This is a genomic window from Amycolatopsis rhabdoformis, from assembly GCF_035918295.1.
GTDB lineage: Bacteria > Actinomycetota > Actinomycetes > Mycobacteriales > Pseudonocardiaceae > Amycolatopsis > Amycolatopsis rhabdoformis.
In genome coordinates, this window is the sequence record NZ_CP142149.1 from 3,272,753 (window position 1) to 3,284,818 (window position 12,066).

A 12,066-nucleotide genomic window follows, 5' to 3' on the forward strand; every position below is an offset into this window, starting at 1 on the left:
GTCGCCCGGTGCGACCTATGAGAGGCGGGCCGCCATGAGCGCCCTACGCCGCACGAAAGCATCTGTCCGCTCGACCGGCCGAATCGACCCCCGGGGTCTGCTCCAGCTGCACGTCCACCGCCCCGTCCCGGGTGCGTCCGTGGTGGAGGTGGTCGGTGAGGTGGACCTCTGCACCGCCCCCCACCTCGAAGAAGTCGTCGAAGCCCGCATCCGCAGCGCGGTCGGCGTGGTGATCGTCGACCTCGGCCGCACCACGTTCCTCGCCGTCGCCGGCCTGAAGGTGCTGCGCCGCCTGCAGTTGCTGGCCGAACTCTTCGACACCGACTTCTACGTGGATCCCGGCGACTCGCACCCGGCGGGCCGCCTGTTGCGGCTCATGCCGCTGGGCTGCGAACGCCCCGGCGCGGCCGCCGGCCTGTCGCCCGTCGACGTGCCCGACCAGCGGCGCCTCACGACCTGAGGGGCGAGCCGGGCGCGTTCACCCTCCGTTGGTTGTCCCCCGGGCCCGGTGCTGCCGAAGATGTCGGGATGATCGAGCGCCACCACCACCATCGGCACGAGTCCGACGACGACCGCGGGCTCGCCGAAGCCGCCGAGCACGCCGGCTTCGACCTCGGCACCGACCTGGCCCAGCCGGTGCGGGGACACGAGCACAACGCGTTCGACGCGGAGGTCGACCTGGGCGTGGACGGCGAGCCGCCGGAGCTGCGCGGCTGATCCCCGAGCACGAGCATCCCCGGCGCGCGAGCTGCGCGAACACGACCTGCCCGGGCACGAGGATGGCCCGCGACCGGAGCCAGGTCGCGGGCCATCGTCTCGGGGTCGACGCGCGCTGTCCGCCGCTCGGCGGTCACGCGGCGCACGTTCGTGCGGGCGGCGGAACCGCGCGAGTGCGAAGGGGCCGCGAAGCGCCTCGACCATCCCGTTCAACATCAACGGCGATGATCGCTATTCCCGGTCGGCCGGACCCGCTGTGCCGGGGTCGCGGAAGTCGTCGGGGCTGACTTCGTCGAGCAGGTCGCGAAACTGGCGGATCTCGTCCTCGGCCCCTTCGGCCGGGTCGCCGCCGAGTGCCTCGGCCGGGTCTTCGCCACCGGCCACCGTCACGTCCACCGCGGCCTCGGCGAGCACCTCCTCGGCGACCTCGATCGGCGCGTGGGCCCGCAGCCCGACCGCGATGGCGTCGCTCGGGCGCGCCGACACGCGCACGCCGTCGGACAGCACGAGGTCGGCGTGGAAGATGCTGTCGCGCAGCTCCGTGACCTCGACGCCCGTCACCTGCCGGCCGAACGCCGTCACCACCTCGAGAATGAGCTCGACCGTGCCCGGCCGCGTCGAGGTCACCTGCTCCTGCGCCGCGGCGAGCTCCTGCGCCTCCGGCGCGCCGATGGTGATGGCCAGCCAGCGGCGCTGCCCCGTTTCCTCACGCAGCAGCACCACCGGCGCCACCTCCTGCGCCACGACGGCCAGGCCCTGGACCCGCACTTGCACCATGTGGTTCACCCGCTTCCGGACAGAGGTCCCTCCGAAGGGACATACCCAGTGTCGCGCGCGGGCACGCGTACCCGCGCGAGGCGGGGTCAGGTAAAACTGGACACGGCGGCCACGAACTCGGCCGCCACGTCGTAGAGCTTGCGGTTTCCGTCCTGCGAACGCTTCACCAGCCGCTGGAACGCCTCTTCGGCCGTGATGCGGTGGGCGGCCATCAGGATGCCCTTGGCCTGGTCGATCACGGCGCGGGTGCCCAGCGCCCGGTTGAGCTGGGCCACCAGCTCCTGCGCGTCGAAGTAGCGCCGCGCGCTGCGCAGCCCGAAGACCACGGTCGCGGTGTAGAGCTCGAGGATTTTCACTTCGAGGTCGCTGAAGCCGTGCTCGCCGAACCCGAACAGGTTCATCGCGCCGGTCATGTCGCCGTCGACCGTGAGCGGCGCGGCGAGGAAGCTCGCCACGCCGAGCTCTTCGGCGGCCGACGCGAACTGCGGCCACTGGTCGGCCACCGCACCGACCCCGACGCGCACGGGCGAGCCCGTCTCGGCCGCGCGCAGGCACGGCCCGTCGCCGATGCGGTACTGCTCGCGGTCGAAGTTCACCGCGCGCTGGTCGGTGCTCGCCACGGTCTCCCCGACCCCGTCGCGCACCAGCGTGATACTGGCCATGTCAGCTCCGGCCACCACCTGGACCACGTGCTCGCAGACCGCCTGCAGCATCTGGCCGAGATCGAGTTCCTGGTGGTCGAGCATCGCGGTCAGCGACTCCATCGCCACGGTGACTTCGTCAAGCCGCGCGGATAGCCGTTCCTGGCCGCCGGTCATGTTTTGCGGGCCCCTTCTCTTGGGTACTTGAAGGGCGCTGCAGACCAGGCGAGACCCGGGCGCGCGCCACCACTGGCCGCTAGCGCTTTAACGGGTCCTCGCGCGACATTACTGCATCCGATCACCTGTCCGACAAGCGGTGCCGCTCCCCCGATCCGGGCGCCGCAAGCGACAAAACCGACGTGTCGAAGCCGCACCGAGTGGGTATGCGGGGGGCATGGAGAACGAAGCAGCCGGCAGCTCGCCGAGCCACGGGATGCCGGCGGTCGACGACCTGCTCGCCGAGGTGGTGGAGCTGCGCCTGCCCGCCGAGACCGGGCAGATCCCGCTGGTGCGCATGCTGGCGCAGGCGGTGGTCGCGCGCGCCGACTACGGGCTCGACGCGATCGCCGACGCGAAGATGGCCGTGGACGAGGCGTGCGCGCAGCTCGTGGAGCTCGCGGACTTCGGCGAGACGATGACCTGCCGCTTCCGCGTGGCTCCCGAGGGCGTCGCGATCACCGTCGAGACCACCGCCGGACACGCCCGGCTGCCGAGCGACCACAGCTTCGGCTGGCACGTGCTCACCACCCTGGCCGCCGCCGTGTCGGCCACCAGCACCCCGGCCCCCGGTTCGGCCGGCAACACGCTGTCGATCCACCTCGAACTGGGCCCGGGGACGGCCCGGTGAGCCAGCAGCCGACCACCCGGCGCCGGGACGAATACGCCCACACGGCGCCGCTGTTCGAGGAGTTCGCGGCGCTGCCCGCCGACGATCCGCGCCGCCCGCGCCTGCGCGAACAGCTCGTGACCGAGTTCCTCCCGGTCGCCGAGCACATCGCCACCCGCTTCACCGGCCGCGGCGAGCCGCGCGAAGACCTCGTGCAGGTGGCCCGCATCGGGCTGATCAACGCGATCGACCGGTTCACCCCCGATCGCGGCCCGGACTTCCTGTCCTTCGCCGTGCCCACCGTGATGGGCGAGATCCGCCGTCACTTCCGCGACACGGGCTGGTCCGTGCGAGTGCCGCGCCGGCTCAAGGAACTGCACCTGGCGCTGAGCCACGGCTCGAGCACGCTGTCGCAGACCCTGGGCCGCGCGCCGACGCCGACCGAGCTCGCCGAGCACCTCGGCCTCGGGGTGGACGAAGTCCACGAAGGCCTGATCGCCGGCAACGCCTACCAGACCCTGTCGGTCGACAAGCCCGTGCACGACGACGCGGAACCCCTCTCGCTCGCCGACACCCTCGGCGAGGAGGACTCTGCACTCGAGCACATCGAGAACCACGAAGCCCTCGAACCGCTTCTGCGGGAACTGCCCCAGCGGGAACGCTCGATCCTCGTGATGCGCTTCTTCGGCGGCCTCACGCAAACGCAGATCGCCGACCGCGTGGGCATTTCCCAGATGCACGTTTCGCGCCTGCTGTCACAGACTCTGGAGCAACTCCGCGGAAAACTCACCACCGACCCGTGAGCGGAGCACAAACCGAAATCTTTTCACCGAGCACCCCGGAAATCGCTTCGCACCAACGGGAATCCGCGCACCGCCACCGGCCGTCGCTGTTACGGAAATCCGGCTTCTTCACCCGCAGGAGCGACCCCGTTGTCCGGCCCTTCGTCTTCTGCGAGGATTCATTCCCGTCAACGACGAAGGAGTGTCCGGTGTCTTCGACCCTCAACCCGTACATCAGCTTCCGCGACGACGCCCGGCAGGCGATGGAATTCTACCGGGACGTGTTCGGCGGGACGCTCAGTGTGATGACTTTCGGTGAATCCGGCATGCCGGATTCACCCGCGGCGAACAACATCATGCACGCGCAACTCGAAACCGACAAAGGGTTCACGCTCATGGCGGCCGACACGCCGCCGGGCATGGACCACAACCCGGGCAGCAACATCTCCGTGAGCCTCAGCGGCGACGAAGGCGACCTGCTGCGCGGGTACTGGGCCAAGCTTTCCGACGGCGGCAACGTCGCGGTACCGCTCGAGAAGCAGATGTGGGGCGACGAGTTCGGCATGTGCGTGGACAAGTTCGGCATCGGCTGGATGGTCAACATCTCGCAGCCGCAGGGCTGAGCGACGCCGGCGAGGCGGCGCGCGGACGACCGCGCGCCGCCTCGCCGCACGCTGTTCGGTCACATGCTGTTCGGTCGCAGGGTCATGGCAGGTCCGTCGTGGCAGGTCCGAGGAGCCGCAGGGAAGGGAGACGCGATGCGGGTCGTGATCGTGGGAGGCGGGTTCGCCGGCTACCACGCGGCCAGGAAGCTGCTCAAGATCGCCGGCGACGACGTGGAAGTGGTGGTGGTCAACCCCACCGACTACTTCCTCTACCTGCCGCTGTTGCCGGAGGTCGCGGCGGGGCTGCTCGACCCGCGCTCGATCACCGTCTCGATCCCGGACACCCTGCGCGGCGTGCGGCTCGTGCTCGGCACGGTGACCACTGTGGACTTCGCCGCGCACACCGTGACCTACACGAACCCCGAAGACCGCGTCCGCGAGCTGTCCTACGACCGGCTCGTGCTCGCGGCCGGCAGCGTGAACAAGCTGCTGCCGATCCCCGGCGTCTCCGAGAACGCCCACGGGTTCCGCGGCGTGCCCGAGGCGCTGTACCTGCGCGACCACATCACGCGCCAGATCGAACTCGCCGCCGCGTGCGACGATCCGGCCGAACGCACCGCGCGCTGCACCTTCGTGGTCGTGGGCGCGGGGTACACCGGCACGGAGGTCGCGGCCCAGGGCCCGGCGTTCACCGCCGCCCTCGCCGCGCGCCACCCCGAGCTCGCCGGACAGCCCGTGCGGTGGCTGCTGCTCGACATCGCCGACCGCGTGCTGCCCGAGCTCTCGCCGCGACTGGGCCGGACCGCCGACGCGGTGCTGCGCGAGCGTGGCGTCGAGGTGCTCATGAAGACGTCGGTGAAGGACGCGACCGCCGGCGACGTCACGCTCACCACCGGCGAACGCCTGCCCACGCGCACGCTCGTGTGGTGCGTCGGGGTGCGGCCCGACCCTCTCGTGGCCGATGTCGGCCTGCCCACGGCGAAGGACCGCGTGGTGGTGACCGCGCAGCTCGGCGTGCCGGACCAGCCGGACGTGTTCGCGTGCGGCGACGCCGCCGCCGTGCCCGATCTGACGCGGCCCGGCGAGTACACGGCGATGACCGCGCAGCACGCCGAACGCCAGGGCCGGCTCGCCGGGCAGAACGTGGCCGCGTCGCTCGGCTACGGCCGGCCCGGCACCTACCGCCACCACGACCTCGGCTTCGTGGTGGACCTCGGCGCGGGGCGCGCCGCCGCCAACCCGCTACACCTGCCGTTGTCCGGCTGGCCCGCGAAGATCGTGACCCGCGCGTACCACTTGCTGGCGATGCCGGGCAACCGCCTGCGCACCGCCACCGGCTGGGCCCTGGCCACGGTGAGCAAGCGCCCGACCGTCCAGCTGGGACTGGTCCGGGGCTCGTCCGTGCCGCTCGACACCGACTCGCCGGAGCTGCCCTACCGCCGCCCGTGAGTCCACTGTGGATCCCTGGTGGTCCACAGTGGATTTCTCAGGCCGTCACCTCGACCGAGGCCCCCACCGGCAGCCCGGCGAAGAACACCTCCGAGTCGGCGTCGGTGAGGTGGATGCAGCCGTGGGAAGGCTTGTCCAACGGTCCGGCGTGGAACGCGATGCCGCCGGCCGCGAAGAACACCGAGTTGGGCATCGAATCGCCGTACTCGCTGCTGGTGTGCACCTTGTCCTTCCACGCGACCTTGAAGCTGCCCACGGGGGTCGGCATGCTCGGGTCGCCCGGTTCCATCGCCACCGGGCCGTGCACGACCACCCCGTCCTTGAGCAGCCACGCGAGCCGCAGCGAAAGGCTCGCGCACGCCCCGGTCGTGACCGCGCACGGCGGCGGCGGGGGTGGCGGCGGGGTCGTCGAGGTCGGCGTGGTCACGGTGGTGGCCGGCGCGAGACTCGACGTCTCGGCCAACGCGGTCGGCGTGGTCGCCGCCTGCGGCGCGGCACACGCCGTCATCGCGGCCGCCGCGGCCACCAGCAACCCCGCCGCGCGGATCTTCGCCTGCATCGACAACTCCCGTCCTCCGGTCCACCGTGCTCAACGGGCAGGCCGTCCGGAAGGTTGAGTCCGTGACCGCGGACACTACCGACCCGAAATGTTGACGCGTCATCGAATCTCGGTACGCTCGGGTCAGGACCTCGCGAGGAAGTGGACATGGAACTCGGTATCTACAGCTTCGGCGACCGCACGCCCGACCCGATCACCGGCGAGCAGGTGTCGGTGGCGCAGCGGCTCGCCGAGACGCTCGAGCGCATCAAGCTCGCCGACGAGCTCGGCCTCGGGTTCTACGGCCTGGGCGAGCACCACCTCGAGCACTACGCGATCTCGAACCCGGCCACCGTGCTGGCCGCGGCCGCGAGCGTGACCGAGCACATCACGCTCGCGAGCGCCGTCACCGTGCTCTCCACCGAGGACCCGGTGCGCGTGTACCAGCAGTTCACCACGCTGGACCAGCTCAGCCGGGGCCGCGCGGAGCTGCTCGCCGGGCGCGGCTCGTTCACCGAGTCGTTCCCGCTCTTCGGCGCCGACCTCGGCGACTACGACGAGCTGTTCGAAGAGAAGCTCGCCCTCTTGCTGCGCATCGACCGCGAAGACCCGATCACCTGGTCGGGCAAGTTCCGTGCACCGCTGACCGACGCGCACATCTACCCGCGGCCCTACGGCCGGCGCCTGCGCATCTCCGTGGGCACCGGCGGCAACCCGGAGTCCTCGATCCGCGCGGGCCTGCTCGGCCTGCCCGTGGTCTACGCCGTGATCGGCGGCGAGCCCGAGCGCTTCGCCCCGCTCGTCGACCTCTACCGCCGCGCCGCCGCGGCCGGCGACCACGCCGAGGACGAGCACGACGTGACCATGGGCGCCATCGGCTTCCTCGCCGAAAACTCCCAGGACGCCAAGGAAACCTTCTACCCGTACTGGCTCGAGACCATGAAGTGGGGCGCCCGCTCGCGCGGCTGGGCCGTGCCGACGCGCCGCGAGTACGACCAGTACGCCGAAGGCGCCCGCGCCCTGTTCGTCGGCAGCCCGAACGAAGTCGCCGAACGCCTCATCACCGTCGGCAAACTCACCGGCGCCGACCGCTACGCGATGCAGATGGACTGGTCCGGCGTGCCCCACGCGAAGGTGATGAAGGCGATCGAACTGCTCGGCACCGAGGTGCTGCCGCAGGTCCGCAAGGAATTCGGCTGAGCGGTCCTGGGCAGCAAACCTGAGCCACGGCTCGGCAAGGGTCCGAAGTCTCGGTCGCAGCGCGACGACGCCGGACAGCAGCGGCCGGTCGCGACCCGTCGAGACCGAGAACCGGCCGGGCGGCCGCAGCGCGACGAAAAATCGGCGAAACCGAGCGCTCCACCGCGGCCCGGCTCAGCAGAACTGCTTCGCGCCGCCCGCCAGGCGCGCCGCGCGGGCCACCGCCACCGTGAGCAGATCCGCCGGCGCGCAGCAGGTCTCCACCAGCCCGGCGACCAACGCCGCCTCGGGGGTGAACGTGCGCTCGCCCGAGCGCACCGTGCGCCACACCGGCCCCGCGTGGCGCTGCAGCACCGCCTCGACCGCGGGCGCCACCTGCGCGCCCGCGCCGAGACCGAGCCGGCCGGCCGACATCACGCGCAGGTCGGCGGCCGCGGCCAGGGCGTAGCCGGCGCCCAGGGCGTCGCCGCCGAGCGCGGCGACCACCGGGCTCGGGTGGTGCGCGATGGCCAGCACCGCGCGTTCGAGCCGGTCGGCCGCGCCGCCGCCCGCGAAGCCGCGGGCGAACACGTCGTCACCGCCGGTGAGGACGACCGCGTGGGAGCCGCCGATGTAGGCCAGCGCCGCGGTGATGCGGTCGAGCGTCTCGGGAACCATGGTCCCGCAGTGCATCTCGAAGTCGGGGTTCTCGTGGATCCGCACCACGGCCACGCCGTGGTCGTGTTCCAGGTCGATCATGTGCCGTCCTCCCAGCACCCGATCACGACGCCCCCGGCGAGGGCGCCGCTCACGACGGGATGTCGATGCCGTAGTCCCGGATCTTGCGGTAGATGGTGGCCCGCGACATGCCGAGGGAACCGGCCGCGCGGGACTTGTTGCCGTCGGCGTCCAGCAGGCTGCGCACGATGGCGTCGCGCTCCAGCGACTCCAGCGGGTTGAGCACGCGCTTGACGACGGTGCGGCACTCCGGCGGCAGGTCCTCCGGCTCGATCACGCCGGCGCGGCGCGTGTGCACGACCTTGCGCAGCACCTGCCGCAGCTGGGCGACGTTGCCCGGCCATTCATTGCGCAGCAGCAACTGCAGCGCGGCCGGCGAGCAGTGCAGCAGCGGGCCCTTGCCGAGCTGCGCGAGCAGGAACGGCACGAGCACGCGCACGTCCTCGATGTGGTGACGCAGCGGCGGCACGGTGACCGACGTCGGGAAGTGGCGCATCAGGTCGGTGTCGAGGCCGTCCTGCTCGCCCTCCGTCACGGTCGCGACGCCCCACACGCTCGCGTCGAGGCGCGCCTCGTCGAGCACCGCGGCCAGTGCGCGCTGCTCGGCCTGCGAAAGCTTGTCCAGGTGGCGGAACACCACCGTGCCCGGGCCCTTGCGCAGCGCCCGCCGCACCGGCGTCTCCCACTCCCCCGGCCCGAGTCCGTCGAGCTCCACGACCTCGCACGGCGCGCCGGCCGTGGAGCCCGAGTGCGCGGCGCGGGCCACGGCGAGCTTGCCGCTGCCGGGTTCACCCTCGACCACGGTCCACTTGCGGTCCCGCGCGAAGCGGCCGACCGAGAGACACGCCCGCGCCCACAGCGCCCCGGTGCCGACGATGCCGGGCAGCACGGGCTGGCGCGAGTCGGTGCGGGCGGACACCACCTCGGGTTCCTGCAGCAACCGGGCCCGCACCACGCCACCGGCCGGGCCGACGTCGCTCGAGACCGGGGTGTACGACAGCCGCGCGCGGGCCCCGCTGGGCAGGTCCATCGACAGCGAGCGGTCCGACTGCGAGCTCAGCGCCTCCACGGCCCTGGCCAGCAGCGCGGCCTGGTCCTCGGGCACGAGCAGCTGGCGGGCGTGGTCGTTGAGCATCACCAGGTCGTTGTTGACCGCGAGCACGATGCCCTGGCCGCGCCGGCAGGCCCGCAGGTAGGCCGAGAACAGGCTCAGCTCGCGCAGGCCGACCTGGTTGGTCAGCTCGGTCTCGATGTCGTGGGCGGTCGCCTTGGCCAGGGCCAGCAGCAGCGGGCCGGCGTCCTTCTTCCAGCAGGTGAGGTCGAGCAGCCCGAGGACCTGGCCCGAGATCGGGTGGCGGATGGGCACGCCGGCGCACGCGAGCGTGTCGAGGTTCTCCGCGTAGTGCTCGTGGCCGAACACCGCGGTCGGCTGCCGCCCTTCCAGGGCCGTGCCGATCCCGTTCGTGCCCACGAACTCCTCGGCGTAGCTGAACCCGCGGGCCAGCTGCACACCGTCGAGGTAGCGCTCGAGCGCACGGTCCTCCGTGCGGCGGTCGAGCACCAGGGCCTGGTCGTCGGTCAGCACCACGCTCACGGCGAGGTCGCTGAGCTTGTCCTCCAGCGCGTCGAGCACCGCGCCGGCGCTCTGCAGCAGCGGCGTCTCGAGGTCGGGATCGGCCACGTAGGGGGTTTTCACGTGATCGGCGGCGACCCGGTGCGTCCGGGATCGCCACCACGAAGCGAGGATCGTCTTGCGGACGCTTTCCGCGTCGACCTGCTCCGTGGACAGGAACTGCTCCCTGGCGTTCGCCAGCCGGTCCGGCGACGAAATGGAGGCGCCTGCGTCGGTCAAAGCCTCACCTCCCGGCAGTAGGGCGTCGTGCGCCCCGGCCAGGCACACGACGTCGTGTGCCAGTCACCATAACGGCAGCCCTGACCACTGCCTGTCTCATATTGAGACCACCATCACAGGGTACTCACGGTGTCATCTCCTCATCCGGACGGCGACGTGCGAGCTGCATCCGGTGCCCGGCGGGCCAAGTGGCCGGGGACCGGATCAAAACCCGCGAGCGGCGCGAACCAAGCCGAGCCAGGAACTGCCGACGACCGATCAGGTGGAGGTACACGGCGTGAGTCGACAAAGTCTGAGCAAGGCCCACAAGAAGATCACGGAACTGTCGTGGGAACCGACCTTCGCGACCCCCGCGAAGCGCTTCGGGACCGACTACAAGTTCGACAAGGCTCCGAAGAAGGACCCGCTCAAGCAGATCCTTCGGTCCTACTTCCCGATGGAGGAGGAAAAGGACAACCGCGTGTTCGGCGCCATGGACGGCGCCATCCGCGGCAACATGTTCCGCCAGGTCCAGGAACGCTGGATGGAGTGGCAGAAGCTGTTCCTGTCCATCATCCCGTTCCCGGAGATCTCCGCGGCCCGCGCGATGCCGATGGCCATCGACGCGGTGCCGAACCCCGAGGTGCACAACGGCCTCGCGGTGCAGATGATCGACGAGGTTCGCCACTCGACGATCCAGATGAACCTCAAGCGCCTCTACATGAACCACTACATCGACCCCGCCGGGTTCGACATCACGGAGAAGGCGTTCTCGAACAACTACGCCGGCACCATCGGGCGTCAGTTCGGCGAGGGCTTCATCACCGGTGACGCGATCACCGCGGCCAACATCTACCTCACGGTGGTGGCCGAGACCGCGTTCACGAACACCCTGTTCGTCGCCATGCCCTCGGAGGCGGCGGCCAACGGCGACTACCTGCTGCCCACGGTGTTCCACTCCGTGCAGTCCGACGAGTCCCGCCACATCAGCAACGGCTACTCCATCCTGCTGATGGCGCTGGCGGACGAGGACAACCGGACGCTGCTCGAGCGCGACCTGCGCTACGCGTGGTGGAACAACCACTGCGTGGTCGACGCGGCCATCGGCACCTTCATCGAGTACGGCACGAAGGACCGCCGCAAGGACCGTGACAGCTACGCGGAGATGTGGCGTCGCTGGATCTACGACGACTACTACCGCAGCTACCTCATCCCGCTCGAGAAGTACGGCTTGAAGATCCCCCACGACCTCGTGGAAGAGGCGTGGAACCGGATCATCAACAAGCACTACGTGCACCGCGTGGCGCAGTTCTTCGCCACCGGGTGGCCGGTGAACTACTGGCGCATCGACCCGATGACCGACACCGACTTCGAGTGGTTCGAGTCGAAGTACCCGGGCTGGTACAACCAGTTCGGCAAGTGGTGGGAGGCGTACAACCGCCTGCGCTACCCGGGCAAGAACAAGCCGATCGCGTTCGAGAACGTGGGCTACGAGTACCCGCACCGCTGCTGGACCTGCATGGTCCCCGCCCTCATCCGTGAGGACATGGTGACCGAGAAGGTCGACGGCCAGTGGCGCACCTACTGCTCGGAGACCTGCGCCTGGACCGACACCACGGCGTTCCGCGGCGAGTACGAGGGCCGCGAAACCCCGAACATGGGCCGGCTCACGGGCAAGCGCGAGTGGGAGACGCTCTACGACGGCATGGACCTCGCCGACATCATCTCCGATCTCGGCTACGTCCGCGACGACGGGAAGACCCTGATCCCGCAGCCGCACCTCGACCTCGACGACCCGAAGAAGCTGTGGACGCTCAACGACGTCCGCGGGATCACCTTCGGCAGCCCGAACATCGCTCTCAACAAGATGTCGGACGCCGAGCGCGAGGCGCACCTCGCCGCGTACAAGGCGAACCCGAACGTCACGGTGGCCTGAGGCCGCACCCCCGAAACGGCAACCCGCCGGGGTTCCGAGGGTTCTGA

13 protein-coding genes are annotated in these 12,066 nt (G+C 70.6%); 8 read left to right on the top strand and 5 right to left on the bottom strand.

What is annotated here, in order from left to right:
- Positions 1 to 139: 139 nt before the first annotated feature.
- Together VSH64_RS14775 and VSH64_RS14780 are read left to right on the top strand one after the other, a co-directional pair.
- Positions 140 to 460 (top strand): STAS domain-containing protein, encoded by a 321-nt coding sequence (locus VSH64_RS14775; RefSeq protein WP_326836163.1) that lies wholly within the window; start codon positions 140 to 142, stop codon positions 458 to 460.
- Positions 461 to 528: 68 nt separating this feature from the next.
- Positions 529 to 717 carry a hypothetical protein gene (locus VSH64_RS14780; RefSeq protein WP_326836164.1) on the top strand — a complete coding sequence of 63 codons (189 nt, stop codon included), beginning with the start codon at positions 529 to 531 and terminating at the stop codon, positions 715 to 717.
- 231 nt (positions 718 to 948) lie between these two features.
- Here VSH64_RS14780 and VSH64_RS14785 read toward each other — a convergent pair whose 3' ends face one another.
- Together VSH64_RS14785 and VSH64_RS14790 are read right to left on the bottom strand one after the other, a co-directional pair.
- Positions 949 to 1,494: a bifunctional nuclease family protein gene (locus tag VSH64_RS14785; protein WP_326836165.1), complete on the bottom strand. Its 546-nt coding sequence runs from the start codon at positions 1,492 to 1,494 to the stop codon at positions 949 to 951.
- Positions 1,495 to 1,580: 86 nt separating this feature from the next.
- The gene (locus VSH64_RS14790) at positions 1,581 to 2,312 is read right to left on the bottom strand and encodes a GAF and ANTAR domain-containing protein (RefSeq protein WP_326836166.1); all 732 of its coding nucleotides are present in this window, start codon (positions 2,310 to 2,312) and stop codon (positions 1,581 to 1,583) included.
- A gap of 217 nt (positions 2,313 to 2,529) precedes the next feature.
- Between VSH64_RS14790 and VSH64_RS14795 the strand changes: the two genes are divergently transcribed.
- The 4 genes from VSH64_RS14795 (at position 2,530) to VSH64_RS14810 (ending at position 5,797) form a co-directional block, all read left to right on the top strand.
- Positions 2,530 to 2,982, top strand: a complete 453-nt coding sequence (locus tag VSH64_RS14795) for an ATP-binding protein (RefSeq protein ID WP_326836167.1) — start codon at positions 2,530 to 2,532, stop codon at positions 2,980 to 2,982.
- On the top strand, positions 2,979 to 3,764 hold the full coding sequence (locus VSH64_RS14800) for a SigB/SigF/SigG family RNA polymerase sigma factor (protein WP_326836168.1): 786 nt from the start codon (positions 2,979 to 2,981) through the stop codon (positions 3,762 to 3,764). The genes VSH64_RS14795 and VSH64_RS14800 overlap by 4 nt, the downstream gene beginning before the upstream one ends.
- A gap of 188 nt (positions 3,765 to 3,952) precedes the next feature.
- Positions 3,953 to 4,366: a VOC family protein gene (locus tag VSH64_RS14805; protein ID WP_326836169.1), complete on the top strand. Its 414-nt coding sequence runs from the start codon at positions 3,953 to 3,955 to the stop codon at positions 4,364 to 4,366.
- Positions 4,367 to 4,501: 135 nt separating this feature from the next.
- Positions 4,502 to 5,797 carry an NAD(P)/FAD-dependent oxidoreductase gene (locus VSH64_RS14810; RefSeq protein ID WP_326836170.1) on the top strand — a complete coding sequence of 432 codons (1,296 nt, stop codon included), beginning with the start codon at positions 4,502 to 4,504 and terminating at the stop codon, positions 5,795 to 5,797.
- A 37-nt stretch (positions 5,798 to 5,834) separates the two neighbouring features.
- Here VSH64_RS14810 and VSH64_RS14815 read toward each other — a convergent pair whose 3' ends face one another.
- Entirely contained in the window at positions 5,835 to 6,356 is a 522-nt protein-coding gene (locus VSH64_RS14815) for a L,D-transpeptidase (protein WP_326836171.1), read from the bottom strand.
- A 147-nt stretch (positions 6,357 to 6,503) separates the two neighbouring features.
- On the opposite strand from VSH64_RS14815, the gene VSH64_RS14820 reads away from it, so the two are divergent.
- Positions 6,504 to 7,535 carry an LLM class flavin-dependent oxidoreductase gene (locus tag VSH64_RS14820; RefSeq protein ID WP_326836172.1) on the top strand — a complete coding sequence of 344 codons (1,032 nt, stop codon included), beginning with the start codon at positions 6,504 to 6,506 and terminating at the stop codon, positions 7,533 to 7,535.
- Positions 7,536 to 7,709: 174 nt separating this feature from the next.
- Here the strand turns inward: VSH64_RS14820 and VSH64_RS14825 are convergent, their stop codons facing one another.
- Positions 7,710 to 8,273 (bottom strand): enoyl-CoA hydratase-related protein, encoded by a 564-nt coding sequence (locus VSH64_RS14825; protein ID WP_326836173.1) that lies wholly within the window; start codon positions 8,271 to 8,273, stop codon positions 7,710 to 7,712.
- A gap of 49 nt (positions 8,274 to 8,322) precedes the next feature.
- Positions 8,323 to 10,104, bottom strand: a complete 1,782-nt coding sequence (locus tag VSH64_RS14830; RefSeq protein WP_326836174.1) for a sigma-54-dependent Fis family transcriptional regulator — start codon at positions 10,102 to 10,104, stop codon at positions 8,323 to 8,325.
- Positions 10,105 to 10,381: 277 nt separating this feature from the next.
- Between VSH64_RS14830 and VSH64_RS14835 the strand changes: the two genes are divergently transcribed.
- Positions 10,382 to 12,019 (top strand): aromatic/alkene/methane monooxygenase hydroxylase/oxygenase subunit alpha, encoded by a 1,638-nt coding sequence (locus VSH64_RS14835; RefSeq protein ID WP_326836175.1) that lies wholly within the window; start codon positions 10,382 to 10,384, stop codon positions 12,017 to 12,019.
- Positions 12,020 to 12,066: the final 47 nt, after the last annotated feature.